Annotated in this window: 18 protein-coding genes; 6 read left to right on the top strand and 12 right to left on the bottom strand. The window is 59.7% G+C overall.

Going from position 1 to position 21,103, the window contains the following annotated elements:
- From pcaH to pcaR, 6 genes are all read right to left on the bottom strand, one after another.
- The gene (pcaH, locus tag ACA054_RS06790; RefSeq protein ID WP_497688709.1) at positions 1-705 is read right to left on the bottom strand and encodes a protocatechuate 3,4-dioxygenase subunit beta; all 705 of its coding nucleotides are present in this window, start codon (positions 703-705) and stop codon (positions 1-3) included.
- Between the two features lie 38 nt (positions 706-743).
- Positions 744-1,949 carry a 3-oxoadipyl-CoA thiolase gene (gene pcaF, locus ACA054_RS06785; RefSeq protein WP_497688708.1) on the bottom strand — a complete coding sequence of 402 codons (1,206 nt, stop codon included), beginning with the start codon at positions 1,947-1,949 and terminating at the stop codon, positions 744-746.
- A complete protein-coding gene (locus ACA054_RS06780) occupies positions 1,946-2,725 on the bottom strand; it encodes a CoA-transferase subunit beta (protein ID WP_497638354.1) in 780 nt (259 codons plus the stop codon). The genes pcaF and ACA054_RS06780 overlap by 4 nt, the downstream gene beginning before the upstream one ends.
- The gene (locus ACA054_RS06775) at positions 2,725-3,582 is read right to left on the bottom strand and encodes a CoA transferase subunit A (protein WP_008054173.1); all 858 of its coding nucleotides are present in this window, start codon (positions 3,580-3,582) and stop codon (positions 2,725-2,727) included. Before ACA054_RS06775 ends, ACA054_RS06780 begins: the two co-directional genes overlap by 1 nt.
- A 204-nt stretch (positions 3,583-3,786) precedes the next feature.
- Complete coding sequence (pcaK, locus tag ACA054_RS06770; protein WP_497688707.1) at positions 3,787-5,133, bottom strand: 4-hydroxybenzoate transporter PcaK; 1,347 nt, start codon at positions 5,131-5,133, stop codon at positions 3,787-3,789.
- 131 nt (positions 5,134-5,264) lie between these two features.
- Entirely contained in the window at positions 5,265-6,107 is an 843-nt protein-coding gene (gene pcaR / locus ACA054_RS06765) for a pca regulon transcriptional regulator PcaR (RefSeq protein ID WP_150769781.1), read from the bottom strand.
- 423 nt (positions 6,108-6,530) lie between these two features.
- Between pcaR and ACA054_RS06760 the strand changes: the two genes are divergently transcribed.
- The 3 genes from ACA054_RS06760 (at position 6,531) to ACA054_RS06750 (ending at position 8,832) form a co-directional block, all read left to right on the top strand.
- Entirely contained in the window at positions 6,531-6,791 is a 261-nt protein-coding gene (locus tag ACA054_RS06760; RefSeq protein WP_497688706.1) for a hypothetical protein, read from the top strand.
- On the top strand, positions 6,788-6,988 hold the full coding sequence (locus tag ACA054_RS06755) for a hypothetical protein (protein ID WP_224541985.1): 201 nt from the start codon (positions 6,788-6,790) through the stop codon (positions 6,986-6,988). The genes ACA054_RS06760 and ACA054_RS06755 overlap by 4 nt, the downstream gene beginning before the upstream one ends.
- A 368-nt stretch (positions 6,989-7,356) precedes the next feature.
- Positions 7,357-8,832, top strand: a complete 1,476-nt coding sequence (locus tag ACA054_RS06750) for an inorganic phosphate transporter (protein ID WP_008056861.1) — start codon at positions 7,357-7,359, stop codon at positions 8,830-8,832.
- Positions 8,833-9,095: 263 nt separating this feature from the next.
- On the opposite strand, the gene ccoM is transcribed toward ACA054_RS06750, so the two are convergent.
- The 3 genes from ccoM to ACA054_RS06735 form a co-directional block, all read right to left on the bottom strand.
- A complete protein-coding gene (ccoM, locus tag ACA054_RS06745; RefSeq protein WP_306167737.1) occupies positions 9,096-9,212 on the bottom strand; it encodes a cytochrome c oxidase subunit CcoM in 117 nt (38 codons plus the stop codon).
- 144 nt (positions 9,213-9,356) lie between these two features.
- Positions 9,357-9,518 carry a hypothetical protein gene (locus tag ACA054_RS06740; RefSeq protein ID WP_008016476.1) on the bottom strand — a complete coding sequence of 54 codons (162 nt, stop codon included), beginning with the start codon at positions 9,516-9,518 and terminating at the stop codon, positions 9,357-9,359.
- Positions 9,519-9,617: 99 nt separating this feature from the next.
- Positions 9,618-9,959 (bottom strand): aspartate-semialdehyde dehydrogenase, encoded by a 342-nt coding sequence (locus ACA054_RS06735; protein WP_497688705.1) that lies wholly within the window; start codon positions 9,957-9,959, stop codon positions 9,618-9,620.
- A 231-nt stretch (positions 9,960-10,190) separates the two neighbouring features.
- Here ACA054_RS06735 and rapA point away from each other — a divergent pair, with 231 nt between their 5' ends.
- Positions 10,191-13,037 carry an RNA polymerase-associated protein RapA gene (gene rapA, locus ACA054_RS06730; RefSeq protein ID WP_497688704.1) on the top strand — a complete coding sequence of 949 codons (2,847 nt, stop codon included), beginning with the start codon at positions 10,191-10,193 and terminating at the stop codon, positions 13,035-13,037.
- Between the two features lie 208 nt (positions 13,038-13,245).
- On the opposite strand, the gene ACA054_RS06725 is transcribed toward rapA, so the two are convergent.
- A complete protein-coding gene (locus tag ACA054_RS06725) occupies positions 13,246-14,595 on the bottom strand; it encodes a spinster family MFS transporter (protein WP_497688703.1) in 1,350 nt (449 codons plus the stop codon).
- Positions 14,596-14,886: 291 nt separating this feature from the next.
- Between ACA054_RS06725 and ACA054_RS06720 the strand changes: the two genes are divergently transcribed.
- On the top strand, positions 14,887-17,103 hold the full coding sequence (locus tag ACA054_RS06720) for a putative bifunctional diguanylate cyclase/phosphodiesterase (RefSeq protein WP_497688702.1): 2,217 nt from the start codon (positions 14,887-14,889) through the stop codon (positions 17,101-17,103).
- On the opposite strand, the gene ACA054_RS06715 is transcribed toward ACA054_RS06720, so the two are convergent.
- Positions 17,060-17,953, bottom strand: coding sequence for an NAD(P)-dependent oxidoreductase (locus ACA054_RS06715; protein WP_497688701.1), 894 nt, complete (start codon positions 17,951-17,953; stop codon positions 17,060-17,062). The genes ACA054_RS06720 and ACA054_RS06715 overlap by 44 nt on opposite strands.
- Before the next feature lie 196 nt (positions 17,954-18,149).
- Between ACA054_RS06715 and ACA054_RS06710 the strand changes: the two genes are divergently transcribed.
- A complete protein-coding gene (locus ACA054_RS06710; protein WP_497688700.1) occupies positions 18,150-20,345 on the top strand; it encodes a hypothetical protein in 2,196 nt (731 codons plus the stop codon).
- A gap of 305 nt (positions 20,346-20,650) precedes the next feature.
- On the opposite strand, the gene ACA054_RS06705 is transcribed toward ACA054_RS06710, so the two are convergent.
- Entirely contained in the window at positions 20,651-20,956 is a 306-nt protein-coding gene (locus ACA054_RS06705; protein ID WP_497688699.1) for a DUF2288 domain-containing protein, read from the bottom strand.
- Between the last annotated feature and the right edge of the window lie 147 nt (positions 20,957-21,103).

Here is a 21,103-nt window from a genome sequence, read left to right as displayed (position 1 = left end):
TTATTTCTCCATCGGCGTGGCATCGCGGCCGCGCAAAACGATGTCCCAGCGATAACCGAGGGCATAGGAAGGGATGGTTTTTTCAAGATCGAACGTGGCGATCAAACGCTCTTTGGCGCGGGTATCGGGCACGCAGTTGTAGATCGGGTCGTACGCCAGCAGCGGATCCCCCGGGAAATACATCTGGGTGACCAGGCGCGTCAGGATGCTCGGCCCGAACAGCGAGAAATGGATGTGCGCCGGACGCCAGGCGTTGTGGTGGTTACCCCACGGATACGCGCCGGGCTTGATGGTCTGGAACTGGTACCAGCCATCGGCGTCAGTCACGGTGCGGCCGGTGCCGGTGAAGTTCGGGTCCAGCGGCGCGTCGTGCAGGTCACGGGCATGGTTGTAGCGACCGGCGGCGTTGGCCTGCCAGATCTCCACCAGAATCCCCGGCACCGGCAGACCGTTTTCATCCAGCACACGGCCATGGACGATGATGCGCTCACCCTGAGGCTGCCCCTCGTGCTGGGCGGTCAGGTCGTTGTCCTTCTCGTTGATGCGCTCGGCGCCGACGGTAGGACCGGTGATTTCCGACAGCGAATGCGGCAAGAACACCAACGGTTTGGACGGCGAGCGCAGGTTGGTGGATTGATAGGTCGGGTGCAGGTACGCGGGCTGAGTGCCTTCCTGCGGGCGACGGTAACCAGGCTTGTCAGTCATGAAACATTCCTCAGTTCTTATAAGTCTTTTCGAGCGCGTCAGACGCGTTCGATCGCCAGGGCCAGACCCTGGCCGACACCGACGCACATGGTCGCCAGACCTTTCTTGCCACCGGTTTTTTCCAGCTGATGCAACGCGGTCAGCACCAACCGCGCGCCGCTCATGCCCAACGGATGGCCTAAGGCAATCGCGCCACCATTGGGGTTGACCTGGGCCGCGTCGTCGGCGATCCCCAGTTCACGCAGCACCGCCAGGCCCTGGCTGGCGAAGGCTTCGTTGAGTTCGATCACATCGAAATCGCTGACTGCCACACCGAGGCGTTCAATCAGTTTGCGCACGGCCGGTACCGGGCCGATACCCATCACCCGTGGGGCGACACCGGCGCTGGCCATGCCCAGCACTTTGGCGCGGGCGGTTAGACCGTGTTTTTTCACTGCTTCGGCCGAAGCCAGGATCAACGCGGCGGCGCCATCGTTGACACCCGAAGCGTTGCCAGCAGTGACGGTTTTGTCGGGACCATTGACCGGCTTGAGTCTGGTCAAGGCTTCCAGGGTGGTGTCGGCGCGAGGATGTTCGTCCTGGCTGACCACGGTTTCACCCTTCTTGTGGGCGATGCGCACTTCGACGATTTCTTCGGCGAAAAAGCCCGCGGCTTGTGCGGCTGCGGTGCGTTGCTGACTGCGCAAGGCGAACGCGTCCTGGTCTTCGCGGGACACCTGGTAATCGTCGGCGACGTTGTCGGCGGTCTGCGGCATCGCATCCACACCGTACTGGGCTTTCATCAACGGGTTGATGAAGCGCCAGCCGATGGTGGTGTCTTCCAGCTTCATGTTGCGCGAGAACGCGGCGTCGGCCTTGCCCATCACGAACGGCGCGCGGGACATCGACTCGACGCCACCGGCAATCGCCAGCTCCATTTCGCCACTGGCGATGGCACGGAACGCGGTGCCGATGGCATCCATGCCCGAAGCGCAAAGGCGATTGAGCGTCACACCCGGAATGGTCTCCGGCAGACCCGCCAGCAGCAGCGCCATGCGCGCCACGTTGCGGTTGTCTTCACCGGCCTGGTTGGCGCAGCCGAGGAACACTTCGTCCACTGCATTCCAGTCCACCGACGGGTTACGCTCCATCAGTGCCTTGATCGGCACGGCGGCCAGGTCGTCGGCGCGAACCGCCGCCAGGCCACCACCGAAACGGCCGATGGGGGTGCGAATCGCATCGCAGATATAAACCTCACGCATCACGCTTCTCCCGGTGCTTGGCCGTGGGCCGCTGCGGTGCGGGCTTCGAGATCACGCAGAGCGGTCAGCTCGACCTCGGTCGGCTCGGCGCTGGTGTCGACACTGTCGGCAAAGCGGATTGGCCAACCGGTCGCGGCGACCACTTGCTCGCGGGTCACGCCCGGGTGCAATGCAGTGACCACGAATTCATGGGTGCCGGCTTCCGGCTCCATGATGCACAGGTCGGTAATGATCCCCACTGGACCTGCGCCCGGCAGGCCCAGACGCTTGCGTGAATCACCGCCCTCGCCATGGCCGACCGAAGTGATGAAGTCGAGTTTGTCGACGAAGGAACGCGCCGACTGCTTGAGGATGATCAGCACGCTCTTGGCGGAACCGGCAATCTCCGGCGCGCCACCGGCACCCGGCAGACGCACTTTCGGTGCGTGGTAATCACCGACCACGGTAGTGTTGATGTTGCCGAAACGGTCGACTTGCGCAGCGCCGAGGAAACCGACGTCGATACGCCCGCCCTGCAGCCAGTAGCGGAAAATCTCACCGGTCGGGACCACGGTATCAGCGGTTTCCGCCAGTTCACCGTCACCGATCGACAGTGGCAGTACGCTCGGCTTGGCGCCGATCGGGCCCGATTCGTAGATCAGGACCACGTCCGGCGAGGAAGTCAGGCGCGCCAGGTTGGCCGCTTTCGACGGCAGGCCGATGCCCACGAAGCATACAGAACCGTTCTTCAGGCGGCGGGCGGCGGCGACGGTCATCATTTCATTGGTGGTGTAAGTCATTACTTCGCCTCCGAAGCGGCGGCCAGTTTGGCCTGGAACTCGCTGAAGTCAGCGCTGCCATGGATGTACTCGTTGATCCACGCGGTGAAGGTTTCACGGTCGCGGGCAATTGGGTCCCAAGCCTGGTAGAAACGGTTGTCACGCTCGTTGTAACCGTGGGCGTAAGACGGATGCGCGCCGCCAGGGACGTGGCAAACCGCGCTCAGTGCCCAGGTTGGCAGCACACAGGAGTTCATCGGCGCGTTGAGGTCGTCGACGATTTCCTCAACGGTGACGATGCAGCGCTTGGCAGCCAGCGCAGCTTCTTTCTGTACGCCGAGAATGCCCCACAACAGCACGTTGCCCTTGCGGTCGGCTTTTTGCGCGTGAATCACGGTGATGTCCGGGCGTACCGAAGGCACGGCGGCCAGCACTTCGCCGGTGAACGGGCAGGTGACGGACTTGATCAGCGGGTTGACCTTCGGCAGGTCGGAACCGGCGTACGCACGCAGCACCGCGAACGGCAGGCCCGAAGCGCCGGCGACATAGGCGTTGGCCAGGTCGGCGTGGCTGTGTTCTTCAATTTCCAGGGCGTGGGGCCACTGCTTCTCGACGGCGTCACGCAGACGATGCAACGAACCGACGCCAGGGTTGCCACCCCAGGAGAAAATCAGCTTGCGAGCACAACCGGCACCGATCAACTGATCGTAGATCAGGTCAGGGGTCATCCGCACCAGGGTCAGGTCTTTCTTGCCCTGACGAATGATTTCGTGACCCGCCGCTGTCGGGATCAGGTGAGTAAAGCCTTCGAGTGCGACCGTATCGCCGTCGTTCACGAATTGCTTCACCGCGTCGTGCAGCGAAAGAATTTCAGCCATTGGGGCAGGCTCCCATTTGTTATTAACCAACGTGGTGGAAAAGGCGCCGATGCGCAGCGCCGGAATGGTTAAAGATTAAGCCCCTGATATACGCCAAACAATCCGATAATCGACTGAGTGTTCGATTATCGAACACATTGTTGGTCAGCTATCGTTTTGTGTCGCCTGCGATCTTTGCTGCTACACCGCTATTTCAAGCCATGATCAGGTCGCATCCGCATGACTGACCACACCCTTGATTACCACCGCCGCAGTCGCCAAAGCCGCCGGAATCACCAGTGCCGTCAACACTTGCTCGAAATTCCAGCCCAGCCCAAGCAGCGTCGCGCCCATCCATGCGCCAAGGATCGCGCCGAAGCGGCCAATCCCAAGCATCCACGACACCCCGGTAGCACGCCCTTGAGTCGGATAAAACCGTGCCGCCAGCGACGGCATCGCCGATTGCGCACCGTTGACACACATGCCTGCCACCAACACCAGGGTCGCCAGGAGGGTGATATTGCCCAGGCTCTGCCCAACCGCGTAGGCGAATATGCCCGCCAGCAGGTAGAACGTGCCGATGACTTTGTGCGGATTGAAGCGGTCCATCGCCCAACCTACGCCCACCGCGCTCAACACCCCGCCGAACTGGAACAGCGCGCCGATGAACGCGGCCTGCTCCATGCTCGCGCCACTGTCGCGCATCAGGGTCGGCAGCCAGCTTGTCAGCAGGTAAACGATCACCAGGCCCATGAAATAGGTCAGCCACAGCAACAACGTACCGGCGCGATAGGTACCGGAGAAGATCACCGCAAACACGTTGCGCGCCTTCACGGTTTTCTGTTCCGGCACGCTGAAGCTGGAAGCCTGGCCGACCACTGTCGGGTCGATGGGTGCCAGCGTCTTGCGCACTTTGTCGGTGCCACGGTTACGGACGACGAGATAGCGCGCCGATTCCGGTAGCCAGAACAGCAACACGACGCCGAGGATCAACGGCAGAATCCCGCCGATCAACAGCAGGCTGTGCCAGCCGAAAGCCGGAATCAACTTGGCCGAAATGAATCCGCCACCCGCCATGCCCAGATTGAAGCCGCAGAACATGCTGGTCACCAGCAGGGATTTCTTGCGCTCCGGGGTGTATTCCGACAGCAGCGTGGTGGCGTTCGGCATCCCGGCACCCAACCCAAGGCCAGTGAGGAAGCGCAAGACCAGCAACTGATCGACATTGGTGCTGTAAGCCGACGCCAGGCTGAATGCACCGAACAGGAACACGGCACCCACCAGTACGACTTTTCGCCCGAAGCGGTCAGCCAAAGGGCCGGAGCCCAATGCGCCGAAGACCATGCCGATCAGCGCCGCACTCATGACCGGACCCAGGCTGGCGCGGTCGATGCCCCAGTCCTGTGACAGGGCCGGGGCGATGAACCCCATGGCCGCGGTGTCGAGGCCATCGAGGAAGACAATCAGGAAACACAGGATTACCACGCGCCACTGGTAGCGTGAAATGGGTTGAGCGTTGATGAAGGACTGCACGTCGAGGCAGTTTCCTACAGCAGACTGAGGTTGATTCATTATTTTTATTCCACGCAGAAGTACACAGTCGAACAGGTGCCAGCCGAGGGGTTGGCGCAGCCGCGACAGTAATAATCCGCAGGAAACAGCGTCAATTCACTAAAAGCGACTCCGTGCGATTATCGAACAGCTTAGGCAAACAACTGTGCGCTGAGGTCGCGGCTGGCACTCAACAGGCCGGGCAGGAAACGCTGCTCAAGCTCATTGCGGCTGACCCGACCGGCATGGGTACTGACGTTGAGGGCCGCGACCACCTGACCGGAAGCGTCATACACCGGGACGGCAATGGAGCGCAGGCCCTGCTCCAGCTCTTGATCGACGATGCACCATCCCTGTTGACGCACTTCTTGCAGGCATTCGAGCAATGCCTCGGGGGTATGAATAGTTCGACTGGTCTTGGCTTGCAGGTCGGCGTGGTCGAGATACTCGCGCAATGAAGTGTCATCCAGGGCGGCGAGCAGGATCCTGCCCATCGACGTGCAATAGGCCGGCAAGCGCCCGCCCACCGAAAGGTCGACCGAAATCAGGCGCTGGGTGGTCGCCGAGCGGGCGATGTATAAAATGTCATCGCCTTCCAGGGTGGCCATGTTGCAGGCCTCATGGAGCTGCTCGCTCATGCGGTCCAGGTAGGGCTGCGCAGAAACAGCCAGCGGCGTCGAGGACACATAGGCATGGCCGAGGGTCAGCACTTTGGGTAACAACGAATACGTACGGCCATCGGTCGTGGCGTAACCGAGTTTGATCAGCGTGTGCAGACAACGTCGCACCGCGGCGCGGGGAATTTCCGTACGATGGCTGATCTGGGCAATGGTCAGGTGCCGCTTGCGCTCCTGGAAGGCTTGCACCACGGCCAGTCCACGCGCCAGCGAGGTCATGAAATCCGGATCACCAGTCAGGGCCTGGATCCGCTTGGCGGGTGAAGCAACGATCGGCGGTGCCACCGAAGCGAAGGAGTTGCGCAGTTGATCGTTCATGTAAGGTCCTTTTCCCGGACGGATCGGCGAGCTATTACAGGACACTGGCAGTAGGTAACACAAGCCTGGCCCAGCAACATTGGGCGATTATCGAACCATCGCTCGATAATCGCAATCCATGCCGTTCATGATGCGACCGGCCATGCAGCTATCAATACATGTTTTTGCGCAGGCGCCAGTGCAGACTTCAAGGCGCAATTTAACTGTCTTAAGTTGTGCGACTTAATGGCGCCAGAAAGGCATCGCCGTACAGTGGCATCATCCGGTGTCCTAGTTGCCAGTAAAGGTTATGGGTAAAAAAACAATCACACATCAAGATCCACTTTTAACTCTATCGTGATAGTGTTCTGTAAATCGCTCGCTATAATGTAATTCAGTAGCCATTCGGATTTTTATTAGCCGATCCCGCTACCCGGTGGCGCGATGTTCCATCGCCGCTCTCCACAGCAAGCACCTGACGCCGACTGCATCTGCATCGCGCCAACGCGCTCGCTGAAACAGGATCTGATGCTACGTCAGCTGTTTATCTCTGGTGCCGTGGCCGCCTGCAACATGGAAGTAATGGTCGCACTGTCGCAAAAACGATGCCTGCAAAGGCTTTTTGCTTTCGACGCGTGCGCTCAATACATCAGGTGCAGCGCGTTTCACCAGAATTCAACTCAACTCAATCAGGTAGCACCGTGACAAAAGACGAACTGCGCGCGGAACTTGAGCGCCAGGAACAACGTTACAAGGATGTTTACGGCGGGGAAGTCACCACCTACGCCGCCCAGCCAGAACCGGAACGCAAGCCATGGCGCAAACGCGCCACCGTTCAGGATCAGGTTTTCAAGCAAGAACTGGAAAAAATGGAAAAGGAACTCAAAGCCGAGGAGCCATGATGGCCTGGGCTTGAATACTTGCAGGTTGCATCCGTCAAAAGCGGGATGTACTGATGTTGCCTTTTGCGCCCGCTACGAGCGGGCAGCGGCCGCCTTGCCCACCGGACGAGGTTGAAGGCTCGAATCTGACCCTTTTTTCAGAAATTTCATACAAGCACACTCACAATCCCTACAAGTGTGGCAAACCCCTGTGCCTGCGGGCTTTTCAAAGAAATTCAATCACTTGCAAGACCCGTAAATTCGCCGGGGTTTTGGGCACCGTTGCAAAATAATTCGTTGAAGAATGTTACCAATGAGCAGCAGGTGCATCGATTTCCAGTCTTTTCTGGCATAATCGCGCCCCCTTATGACCGGGTCAGAAAACCTTCATGATCGATTTATTCAGCGGACTGGATGCTTGGGTGCTTGTGAGCCTCTTGCTCGCCCTGGCTTTTGTCCTCGCCTTCGAGTTCATCAATGGATTTCATGACACCGCTAACGCGGTAGCCACTGTTATCTACACCAAAGCCATGCCCCCACATCTGGCGGTGTTCTTTTCCGGTGTGTTCAATTTCCTCGGCGTATTGCTCGGTGGCGTTGGCGTGGCGTATGCCATTGTTCACCTGCTACCGGTTGAACTGCTGATCAACGTGAACACCGGCCACGGCCTGGCAATGGTTTTCTCGCTGCTCGCAGCGGCCATCACCTGGAACCTGGGCACCTGGTACTTCGGTATCCCGGCCTCCAGCTCCCACACGCTGATCGGTTCGATCCTCGGCGTAGGCCTGGCCAATGCCCTGATCAACGATATTCCGTTGGCCGACGGAGTGAACTGGCAGAAGGCAATCGATATCGCCATGTCGCTGGTGTTCTCGCCAATGGCAGGCTTCCTGATCGCCGCGCTGATATTGATCGGCCTTAAATGGTGGCGTCCGCTGTCGAAGATGCACAAGACGCCGGAGCAGCGCCGCAAGATCGACGACAAGAAGCATCCGCCGTTCTGGAACCGCCTGGTACTGGTGATCTCGGCCATGGCCGTGAGCTTCGTGCACGGCTCCAATGATGGTCAGAAAGGTATCGGCCTGATCATGCTGGTGCTGATCGGTATTGTGCCGGCGCAGTTCGTTCTCGACCTGAACAGCACCACCTACCAGATCGAGCGTACCCGCGACGCCACCTTGCACTTGAGTCAGTTCTACAAGCGCAACGCCGACTCCCTGGGCGAGTTCCTGGCCCTGGGCAAAAGCTTGGAAGGCGATCTGCCGGAGAAGTTCCGTTGCAACCCGCAGCAGACCGAACCGACCATCGATGCCCTGCTAGGCACCCTGAAGGGCGTAGCCGACTACCACTCGCTGTCGTCGGAAAGCCGCATCGAAGTACGCCGTTATCTGTTGTGCCTGGACGACACGGCGAAGAAAGTCAGCAAGTTGCCAATCCTGGGCGCCCGTGAAAAGGCTGACCTGGACAAGCTGCGCAAAGACCTGACCACCACCACCGAATACGCGCCGTTCTGGGTCATCCTGGCGGTTGCACTGGCCCTGGGCCTCGGTACCATGGTTGGCTGGAAACGCGTGGTACTGACCATCGGCGAGAAGATCGGCAAGCAAGGCATGACCTATTCCCAGGGCATGTCGGCGCAGATCACCACCGCGAGCCTGATCGGCATGGCCAACATCTTCAGCCTGCCGGTGTCCACCACCCACGTCCTGTCCTCGGGTGTAGCCGGCACCATGGTCGCCAACAAAAGCGGCCTGCAAGGCGGTACCGTCAAGACCATCCTGCTGGCCTGGGTCCTGACCCTGCCAGCCACGGTGGCGCTGTCGGCCGGTCTGTTCTGGCTGGCGTCGAAGGCACTCGGTAGCTGATAGGCAGCTGTACGAAAAAGGCGCGCTCCGTGAGGACCGCGCCTTTTTTATTACCTTCCTGAATGTGAACACCAGATCGTTCCCATGCTCTGCGTGGGAATGAATCCCGTGACGCTCCGCGTCACAGGTGGACGCAGAGCGTCCAGGGCGGCATTCCCACGCGGAGCATGGGAACGATCAACAACTTTAAGGAATCGCAGGCGAAAAAAAGGGCAACCGAAGTTGCCCAAAATGCCTTGCGTGCTCATTGCATCCAGAAAGACCTACGGCTTTTTCCGCTTGTGCGAGTCTTTCCAGATAAAAAATCCGAACCCTGCGAAAAACATAAGCATGAGGCTGACGGTCAGCACTCCGGCGATCACCACGTTGTCGAAAAACATGACGCGTCTCCTGCAGTTGCCCTGTTGCGATGGAGCCAAGGTAACCAATCGGGCAGGAGAGAATATTGACCGGGATCAATGTTGCCCGGGACCGGGCACGGAAGGAGGGAAAAAATGACCTGCATCAATCGATGCAGGGGGGATTCAACGCTTTTTGGGTTTGTTCTTCGGCTTTTTCTTCGCTTTGCCCAACGGCATGGCCTGCTCGAACGCCTGGCGCACTTCATTCAGGCGCTTGTCGTTAAGGTCATGGACACGCTTGGCGCGTTCGGCATTAAGGTCGATCAGCTTGTCATCTTGGCTCATGGCGTCAGTGCATCGCTTGAAATGAAATTCAGTTGCCGCAGGCTTCGGCAGGATTGTGCCAATAATGCGGTCTGGCGACGGCGCTGACCAGCCACGGGCTTAAATCTCGATGTCGACCCACACCCCCTGACGAGGCTGGCCTTCCATCAACGGGGCCACCGGCACGGTGTTGTCGGCATTGAGTTCATTGCCCGGGATCGCCATGTGCGCTTCAGGGTCCTCGTCGGCTTCACGGCGGCGTCTTTGTTGCTCTTGCTTACGCCGCTGTTCCTCGCGCAGCAGCAGGGCGGCCTCTTCCGGATCGCGCTTTTGCAGGTCGATGGTGCTGTCGCTGGCGCTTTCCTGCATCGGCACGACGGGCGCGATATCCGGGCGCGGGCGAACCGGGTCGTGCTGGGAAGTGATCGGCACGGCACTCAAGGGGAGCATCGGTGGCAGCATATTTATCAGTCTCCTGTCAGCAGGCTGTCGGCCGCGGCGACGACGACTTGAGCCATCGGTCGCAAACTGTGTCCCGATTGGCACGGCGGCAACTATCGCAGGCTACGATTTCTTCAGCCCGGCAAGATCAAAAGATCGCAGCCCAAGGCAGTTCCTGCACAGGTATTCCTTTGGTCTGGAGACCTGATTCCGTTAAGATAGCCCGCTTTTTCAAGGTGGGAGTCAGGCAGCATGGCGCAGCAGTATCAACCGGGGCAACGCTGGATCAGTGACAGCGAAGCGGAGCTGGGTTTGGGCACCGTTCTGGCACAGGACGGCCGCTTGCTGACCGTGCTCTACCCGGCCACTGGCGACACTCGCCAGTACGCGCTACGGAATGCGCCCCTCACACGTGTGCGGTTTTCACCGGGTGACACCATCACTCACTTCGAAGGCTGGAAACTGACCGTACGCGAAGTCGACGACGTCGATGGCCTGCTGGTCTATCACGGCCTCGACGCGCAGAACGAAGTGGTCACCCTGCCGGAAACCCAACTGTCGAACTTCATTCAGTTCCGTCTCGCCAGCGACCGTCTGTTCGCCGGGCAGATCGACCCCCTGGCCTGGTTCGCCCTGCGTTATCACACCCTGGAACACACCAGCCGCCAACTGCAGTCCTCGCTGTGGGGCCTGGGTGGCGTGCGTGCGCAACCGATCGCGCACCAGCTGCACATCGCCCGCGAAGTGGCCGACCGCATTGCACCACGGGTTCTGCTGGCAGACGAAGTGGGCCTGGGTAAAACCATCGAAGCCGGTCTGGTGATCCATCGCCAACTGCTCTCGGGCCGCGCCAATCGCGTACTGATCCTGGTGCCGGAAAACCTCCAGCACCAGTGGCTGGTGGAGATGCGCCGCCGCTTTAACCTGCAGGTCGCGCTGTTCGACGAAGAACGCTTCATCGAAAGCGATGCCTCCAACCCGTTCGAAGACACCCAGCTCGCCCTGGTGGCCCTGGAGTGGCTGGTGGACGACGAGAAAGCCCAGGACGCGCTGTTTGCGGCCGGTTGGGACTTGCTGGTGGTCGACGAAGCACACCACCTGGTGTGGCACGAAGATCAGGCCAGCCCTGAATACTCTCTGGTCGAGCAACTTGCTGAAACGATCCCGGGCGTCCTGCTGTTGACCGCGACTCCGGAACAGCTGGGCCAGGACAGTCACTTCGCCCGTCTGCGCCTGCTCGATCCGAACCGCTTCCACGACCTGGCTGCGTTCCGCGCCGAGAGCGAAAACTATCGCCCGGTGGCCGAGGCCGTTCAGGAGCTGCTGGAAAAAGGTCGCCTGTCGCCGCAAGCCCATGAAACCATTCATGGCTTCCTCGGTAACGAAGGCGAAGCCCTGCTGACCGCCGTCAACGATGGCGACACCGAGGCCAGCGCCCGCCTGGTGCGCGAACTGCTGGATCGCCACGGCACCGGCCGTGTGCTGTTCCGTAATACCCGTGCCGCGGTCCAGGGTTTCCCGGAGCGCAAACTGCATCCTTACCCGCTGCCGTGCCCGGACGAATACCTCGAACTGCCGCTGGGCGATCACGCCGAGTTGTACCCGGAAGTCAGCTTCCAGGCCCAGCCGGACGCCAACGAAGAAGAGCGCTGGTGGAAATTCGACCCGCGCGTCGAGTGGCTGATCGACCAGTTGAAAATGCTCAAGCGCACCAAGGTACTGGTGATCTGCGCCCACGCCGAAACCGCCATGGACCTGGAAGACGCGCTGCGCGTGCGTTCCGGCATCCCGGCCACGGTGTTCCACGAGGGCATGAACATCCTCGAGCGTGACCGCGCCGCCGCCTACTTCGCCGACGAAGAGTTTGGCGCGCAAGTGCTGATCTGCTCGGAAATCGGCAGTGAAGGCCGCAACTTCCAATTCTCTCATCACCTGGTGCTGTTCGACCTGCCATCCCACCCGGACCTGCTGGAACAACGTATCGGTCGTCTGGACCGGATCGGCCAGAAGCACACGATCGAACTGCACGTGCCGTACCTGGAAACCAGCCCGCAAGGGCGCCTGTTCCAGTGGTACCACGAAGCACTGAACGCGTTCCTCAACACCTGTCCGACCGGCAACGCCTTGCAACATCAGTTCGGCCCGCGCCTGCTGCCGTTGCTCGAAGAAGCCGACGATGGAGAATGGCAAGCGCTGATCGACGAAGCCCGTACCGAGCGTGAGCGCCTGGAAGCCGAACTGCACAGCGGCCGTGATCGCTTGCTGGAACTCAATTCCGGTGGTGCCGGTGAAGGCGATGCGCTGGTCGAAGCCATCCTCGAGCAAGACGACCAGTTCGCCCTGCCGATTTACATGGAAACCCTGTTCGATGCATTCGGCATCGACAGCGAAGACCATTCGGAAAACGCCCTGATCCTCAAGCCGAGCGAAAAAATGCTCGACGCCAGCTTCCCGCTGGGCGACGACGAAGGCGTTACCATCACCTACGACCGCAACCAGGCGCTGTCGCGCGAAGACATGCAGTTCATCACCTGGGAACACCCGATGGTCCAGGGCGGCATGGACCTGGTGCTGTCCGGCTCCATGGGCAACACCGCCGTGGCGCTGATCAAGAACAAGGCGCTGAAACCTGGCACCGTGTTGCTGGAACTGCTCTACGTCAGCGAAGTAGTCGCCCCGCGCTCGCTGCAACTGGGCCGCTACCTGCCGCCGGCCGCCCTGCGCTGCCTGCTCGATGCCAATGGCAATGACCTGTCGGCCCGGGTGTCGTTCGAGACCTTGAACGATCAACTGGAAAGCGTGCCGCGCGCCAGCGCCAACAAGTTCATCCAGGCCCAGCGCGATCAGCTGACGCCAAGGATCAACGCCGGCGAAGACAAGATCTACCCACGTCACGCCGAACGCGTGGCAGAGGCGCAACGTCGCCTGGCCGCCGATACCGACGAAGAACTGGCACGCCTGACCGCGTTGCAAGCGGTCAACCCGACCGTACGTGACAGCGAACTGGTTGCCTTGCGCAAGCAACGCGAACAAGGCCTGGCCATGCTCGACAAGGCTGCGCTGCGACTGGAAGCGATCCGGGTGTTGGTGGCGGGTTAAGTCCCCTGCTCCACCGCTTGAACAAAAAGGCCCGCAGCGATGCGGGCCTGATCGTTCCCACGCTCTGCGTGGGAATGCCTCAAGGGACGCTCCGCGTTCCAGCTCTCGAAAGGGACGCGGAGCGTCCCGGGCTGCATTCCCACGCGGAGCGTGGGAACGATCATGCCCACCCGCAGCCCTGTGGGAGCGGGCTTGCCCGCGATAGCGATTATGCAGTCGCCGCAGAACCCACTGGTTCAACTACCCCCACCAACCCATCCTTCATCCGCTTGGCATCCCTCACAAAACACCGCGAAGCCAACACCAGAAACACCATGGTGAAAAACAGCGCCACCGGGATCAGGTACATTGCATCATGCAGGCCTACCGCCTTGAACGCCTCGGTCATCTGCTCGGCACCCGCCGTAAGCATCGCCGTGTGGGCAAAGTGATCGGATAACCCGCCCACCACGACCGGTCCAAGACCGCCACCCAACAAGTACAACCCGGCAAAAAACAGGGCCATGGCCGTCGCACGCAGGCGTGGCTCGACCACGTCCTGAATCGCCGTGTAAACGCAGGTGTAAAAGTTATAAGCAAACAACCAGCCCAGACTGAACACGGCCACGAACACGCCGATCTCGATCCGCCCCGAATGCAGCGCCCAGGCAGTACACAAGGTCGAGATAATCAAACTGAACGCGGCAAACAACAGACGCCCATTGGCGACCCGCTGATGGATCTTGTCAGCCACCCAGCCACCCAGGGTCAGGCCGACCAACCCGGTCACGCCGACAATGATCCCGGTCGCCACCGCCGCTTCCTGCAACGGCATCAGGAAGTAACGCTGCAGCATCGGCACCAGAAACGAATTGCAGGCATATGTCGCGAAGTTGAAGCACAGCCCGGCCAACACCAGCCACAGGAAAGTCGGCACCGCCAGGATACGGCGGATAGGCCGGTCAACCTTCTCCTGCGACACCTGCACGCTTTCGGCCGCACCGCGCTTGGGTTCCTTGATGAAAAACATGAAGATCGCCAGGATCAGCCCCGGCACAGCGGCAATGAAGAACGGAGCACGCCAGCTGTCAAACGCCTTGACCATCGCGCCGATGGTGAAGAACGCCAACAACAGACCCAACGGCAGCCCGAGCATGAATATGCCCATGGCCCGCGCCCGGCGATGCGCCGGGAACAAGTCGCCGATCAGCGAGTTGGCGGCCGGTGCGTAACTGGCTTCACCGATACCGATGCCCATGCGCACAATCAGGAAACTCCAGAAGCTACCGACCATGCCGTTGACTGCGGTCAGGCCGCTCCACGCCGCCAGGCCCCAACCCATCAACTTGCTGCGCGAGCCGGTATCGGCCATTCGTCCCAGCGGCAGGCCGGCGATCGCATAGACGATGGTAAAGGCGGTACCGATGATCCCCAGTTGAAAGTCGCTGAGGTGCCACTCCATGCGGATCGGTTCGATGATGATGGCCGGGATCGTGCGGTCGAAGAAGTTGAACAGGTTGGCCAGGAAAAGCAGGAACAGAATGCGCCAGGCATTCGCCGCTTGGGTCGAGTTCTGCATGGGTCCGTCTCTTTTATTGTTATGGGGGCTTCAATTCCAGTGCATCCGAGCCCGGAACCTGCAATCTAGTCAGGCAGGCCAGGACTGTCTGTAATTATTCGTAAAGCTGATACCCGTTCATGGAAACCGATGCGGCCCATGCAACATTATATTTCCAAACGAACTAAGGCCCATTCCAAAATCATTGGGAGACAATGTGCCACTATCCCTTGCGATCAATCCACGGCCTCTATACTCCAACACATTCGCCAGCGTTGATTGCTGGCCAGGGAGATAAACACGGGGCATGCGATGGAGTGGCTTGGTCTGCATTTCACTACAGAGCTAGCAGACAGCGGACAGGTCATACTCCATTGCGTACATGACCCTTTTCTGGTGCTGCTGGCTTTTCTGGTCGCCTGCGCCGGCTGTTTTGCCACGCTGGATATGGCCGAACGGATTGCCCAGGCGCAAAAACCTGCTTCGCAACGTCTATGGCGCTGGATCGGCGCCGGATGCCTGGCCGGCGGAATCTGGGCCATGCACTTCATTGGCATGCTGGCATTCCAGGCGCCGATCGACGTGCATTACCATTTGCCCATTACACTCTTGTCGCTGTTGATCGCCCTGTGTGCGTCATGGCTGGCGATGCACACCCTCAGCCTGCCTACCCTGAATTTCCGGCAATGCTGCAAGGCGTCGATCATCATTGGTCTGGGCATCGCCACCATGCACTACGTGGGCATGGCCGCCATGCGTTCGCAAGCGACAGCTTATTACCAACCTGCACTGTTCATCCTTTCCATCATGATCGCTATCGGCGCCAGTCTGGCGGCGCTACTGCTGGCGAGCTATCTGCGCAATGGCGGGGGTATTTTTCACCAGCTGCTCAAATGCGGCGCCAGCCTGGTGCTGGGAGCAGGCATCTACAGCCTGCATTTCACTGGCATGGCCGCCTTCAACCTGGTACTGCCAACCGGCAGCCTGTTGACCCAGCCCGGTGAAAACAACCATCTGCAACTGGGCCTGACGGTAGCTGTCATGACGCTGCTCATCATGGGCAGTTGCATCAGCGCGGCGCTGGCGGACAAGAAGCTGCAGCACAAGGATCGTGACCTGCTGCGGGTCAACTCGCTGCTCAGCCAACTGGACCAGGCGCGCATGTCCCTGCAACAGGTGGCGCACTATGACGCCCTGACCAACCTGGTCAACCGTCGCGGGTTCAACCAGCTCTTCGCCGAGAAGCTCTTGGAGCGTACTCACGCAGGCGGCATGCTCGCCGTCCTGTTCCTCGACATCGACCATTTCAAGCGCATCAATGACAGCCTCGGCCACGATGCCGGCGATGAACTGCTCAAGGTGCTCGCCCGGCACATCAAAAGCTCGGTACGCACCCATGACGATGTGGTGGCACGCTTTGGTGGCGACGAATTCTGCATCCTCATCGACCTGCATGACCGTGAAGAAGCGCGACAGATGGCCCAGCGCATCATGCTGAAATTGAAGGAACCCATCGAGCTGTCCGGGCGGCGCATGGTCATGACCACCAGCATCGGCATCAGCGTGTTTCCCGAGGACGGCAAGACCTGTGAAGAACTGCTGAAAAACGCCGACCTGGCGATGTATCAATCCAAGGACAGCGGCCGTAACGCCCTGAATTTCTTCAGTGCCAACCTGAAAGCGCGCGCCATGCTGGAGCTGCAACTGGAGGAGGAACTGCGCCATGCCCTGCGCGAAGAAACGGGCCTGATGCTCTATTACCAACCGATCTATGACCTCAAAACCGGCCAGGTCAGCAAACTCGAAGCGTTGATCCGCTGGCAACACCCCGTCCACGGATTCCTCGCGCCGGACCGCTTCATTGGCATCGCCGAGGCCAATGGCCTGATCACCGAGCTGGACAACTGGGTGCTGCGCAAGGCCTGTGAGGATTTGAGCGAGCTGTCGCGCCAGGGTTGCGAGCACTTGAAGATCGCCATCAATTGCTCACCCCTGACCCTGGCGCGCGAAGAACTGAGCGACGAAATCTCACTGGCGTTGCGCAGTGCCGGGGTGGAGCCTTATCGACTGGAACTGGAGGTCACCGAGAATGCGCTGATGGGCAGCATTGCCGATACGCTGGTGTCGCTGCGGCAGGTACGCGCCCTCGGCGTTTCGCTGTCGATCGATGACTTTGGCACCGGTTATTCATCCCTGGCTTACCTCAAGCGCTTGCCGCTGAACACGCTGAAGATCGACCGCTCATTCATCCAGGACATTCCAAAAGCCACCCAGGACATGGAGATCGTCCAGGCCATCATCGTCATGGCCCACACCCTGCATCTGGAGGTGGTTACCGAAGGCGTCGAAACCTTCGAGCAGTACCAGTTTCTCGAATGCCACGGCTGCGACTTCGTCCAAGGGTACCTGCTCAGCCGTCCGGTACCGCTGAGCGAACTGCAGCCCGTGCTGAACGAAATCAACCAGCGCAAACATTCGTACAGCGTCACGCACCTGAGTCTGGCTCACGGTACAACTGCACTAATGTAGACGGGTCTTTCTCGAGGAAACCCTGGCTCCCATGCAGACGCATCAATTGCGCTGCCAGGCCGCTGATCGGCGTCGCCGAACCTTGTTCGCGGGAAAACTTCACCGCAGAGTCCAGATCCTTGAGCAAAGTCCGCACGTGCCATTTGACCGGTTCAAAACGACTCTCGGCCATTTGCGGCGCCAGAAACTGCAAGGGCCTTGAATCGGCAAACCCACCGGCCAGTGCCTCGGCGATCAGGCTGGCATCGACCCCGGAGCGCTCCGCCAAGGCCACCACTTCGGCGATGACCAGCGCATTGCAAGCAACGATCATCTGGTTGCAGGCCTTGGTCACCTGCCCCGCTCCCACGGCGCCCATGTGCGTCACTCGCTGGCCGAGACTCAACAAAACCGGTTTGACGCGTTCAAGGTCTGCCACGGTGCCGCCGACCATGATCGCCAGGCTGCCGGCTTCGGCACCCACCACCCCACCGGACACCGGCGCATCCAGCCAACCCATGCCTGCTTTGCCAAGTTCTGTCGCCATCTCCCGGGTCGCCGTGGGTTCCAGGCTGGAAAAATCCACCAGCAGTTGATCCTTTTTCGCCCCCTCGGCAATGCCCGACTTGCCGAAAACCACCTCGCGAACCACCGAGGTATCCGCCAGACACAACATGACCACCTCGGCGTGCTCGCACAACTCGGCAGGCGTAGCGACCTGGCGTGCACCCGCCTCGACCAGCGGTGCGCACTTGGCCGGATTACGGTTCCACACCGTCAGTGGGTAACCCGCGGCGAGCAAACGCCGGCACATCGGCAGGCCCATCAGGCCGATTCCGGCAAAACCCAGGGCCGGTAGCGTTGACATCATTTTGCCTCCTTTGGATTAAAGAACACCGAATATTGGCCGATTTATCAAGACTCAGGAAAGGATTCCGCCGAGCGACGCACAAGCGTGACTGCGCCGCCCGGGATAAATACGCGCTGATAAAAGACGCGAGTTCTCATTCCGTGACGGTCGACGACAGTATGTCGCCTGACCAACCAGCCCAGGTACATGGCGAACAATGACTTCTAAAAACAACCCGGCCCCTGCCCTTTCCGACCTGACGCTGAGCCCGGCGGCGAACAGCCCCGCACCGTCGAAGCCATTGACGCCGTCGCGCCCGCTCGCGACCCAGCAATACCTGTACTTCACCGAAACCAACACCGATCGCATCCTCGACAACCTCGACGGCCTGCGCGACATGGTGTTCCCCCGCCCAGCGCATCTGGAAGGCGACAACGAACAGCACAACGATCAGGAATTTCCGTCGGTGTGCCTGATTGGCCTGGGCCGCTGCGGTTCGAACATCGCACTGGATGTCGCGGAACTGGTCTACAACGCCCGCAAGTTCTACCTCAACGAATTCAACAACGAAGATCGCCTCTCGCCAGACAAGCGCTATGCGGAAAAAGGCTACAGCCCGGCACAGTGGATTCGTAACAATTTGCGCCTGGGGTCGAACAAGGCCACCAAACCGGTGTTCCTGGTAGAACCGCTGGTGATGCTGGGCGACCTGGACAAGGACATTGCGGGGCGTATCCGCTTCTCACGCAAAGGCGAAAAAAGCGGTTTCCTGCGCGACTACAGCAAAATGAAAATCATGGACCTGTCGGAAGTCCATGCCGGGGGTGCCGGTAACGCGCCGATCCTCGGCCAGTACCTGGCCAAGATCATCCTGAACAAGGACACCCAGCGTTTCTCCAGTCCCGACTGGAAGATGATTCACTCGTACCTGATCGACAGCTGCGGCATCAAGGCCAACCAGTCGCGCCTGTATTTTTCGATCTTCAGTGCCGGTGGCGGTACCGGCTCTGGCATGGCCTCGGAGTTCGGCCTGGCCCAGCAACACTCGTACATGAGCAAGACGTTCGACACCAAGCCGATGGACGAGCACGACAGCAAAAGTGGCCACTCCTTCGTCTTCGAGCCGATCTTCACCAGCGGCATCTGCGTACTGCCGAACATTTCCGATCACCGCAGTGAAATGTCCGAAGCGTTGCACATCAACGCCGGCCGCCTGCTGTGCAAATACCTGTCGGAAGAATGGGACTTCTCCTACAACTTCGCCAACGAAGACAGCAGTGAAGCCAGTGTCATGGGCCGTATCCGCCCATGGAACGCGATGATGCTGATCTCCAACGACATCATGCGCTACGCCGAAGAAAGCGATGACGGCAACATCCAGAACATCGACGTCAACGCGATGGAAAAGCATGCCAACCAGTACATCTCGCAGCAGATCTTCAACATTCTGACCGCGCAGGCTGTCACGACCGACTACGACCAGAACTATTTCCGCCGTGCCGGCATCGACATCGGCGAAACCATTCGCCTGGACGCCAACGACCTGTTCATGAGCCTTGCCGGCCCGGTGGCCATTGCCTATGCCGAATCCGTGGTGCCGGAAACCCCGCCGCCGAGCAGCGACAAATTCAAGGTCTTCGACAAAGAACCGCAGCGCCTGAACATCGACGACCTGTTCTTCCGCTCGATCGACCTGCCGCACTTCAACAAGGTCACCCAGGCCATCGAAGGCATCAGTTTGCTGCCGATCGAGTCCAAGCGCTATCGGGCGTCGCTGGAGCAGTACAAGAATTCCGGGTACGACGCGGCCGCCCTGCACGATCTGCACTTCTTCAAGAACTGTTCGTCGGTGGTGTCGATCGTTTCCCTGCCCAAAGACTACAAGCTGTCCTACATGGACCTGAACCGCTTGAAGACCCACCTCAACAGCCTGTTCCCCAACACCACGCTCAAGCGCTATGCACTAGTGATCGGCGCCTCGGCCAACCTTTCGCTGACCACCCTGATCGCCAAGAGCCCGTGCCTGTCGGACGATTTCCTGACCTTGATCGTGGCGTTTATCAAGCGTTGCTTTGCGCGCACCCCTTACCGCTTCGATGACACCCTGGACAACTCGGTGCTGGACTTCATCATCAACGAACAATTCGATGAAGACCTGATCGACGACCTGCTCAACGAGTTCGAGAACCCGGCGAAAATTCTCGATACCAATTGGTATGCGATCAAACCGATGTACGAGAAAAAGTATCGCGAGTTGATCAACGACAAGGACAAGTTTGTCTCGATCAACGACATCCGCCTGTCCCGCGATTGCGTGAAGAAAGCGATTAAATACCTGCGTGAGATCTATCGTCACCGGATCGGCAAGACCAAGGTTATTTCGCTGAATAACCATACGGGCAAGACTTTCTAAGTCCGGCGCAAAACCGGGTCGCCGCCAATCGCGAGCAAGCTCGCTCCCACAGTGATCGGTGTTGGGCACAATTTTGTGAACACCACCTCCCCCTGTGGGAGCGAGCTTGCTCGCGATGACGGCCTCTCATACAGCACAAATTCAACATCCAGAAACAATTAAGCAGTCCGCAGGATGCTCCCCCAACTGTTCCCGTTACGTTTACGTCACCGTGAAGCGTGGCCTTTCTCTACGGCAACCTGCCATCACGCTACTCGGCTACACACTTATCCCGCCAAGCCATCGCACCAGCATGGTGCAATCACTCATGCCTGCGCCTTTTCCTGAATCATAATCCACGGTGAAACCACCACTGCCCACAACGGCGGATCGCGTTGGAAAAGATCCAGCGCCCGCGTTTCAGACAGCTTGGCGACTTTGTCGGCGGCCAGCCAGGCAGCCACTTTCTCGCCGTCATCGGTCGCCATGGCCTCGGCGGCAGCGATCAAATCCAGGCCGGGGTCGACCCACAATAGGGCACCCTTGGCGAAGAACGGCTCCAACTCCTTCCAGGTAATAGATGCGGTTTCTCCAAGCAGCTTGGCATAGAGGGTGCTAGGTTCTTCAGTCATGGGTCCGGTCCGGAAAAGAAATCGACGCAATGATAACGTCGGTGGTCGGGCAGAAAAACCCAGAAGCAATTTGCATTACCGAATGAAAAGCGCAGGAAAGCCAAGGAATGCACGGAAAATGGCTATAAGCCCGTCAAACCCCCGCCG

Source organism: Pseudomonas sp. LBUM1653 (assembly GCF_059716115.1).
This window is presented reverse-complemented; position numbering and strand designations above follow the sequence as displayed.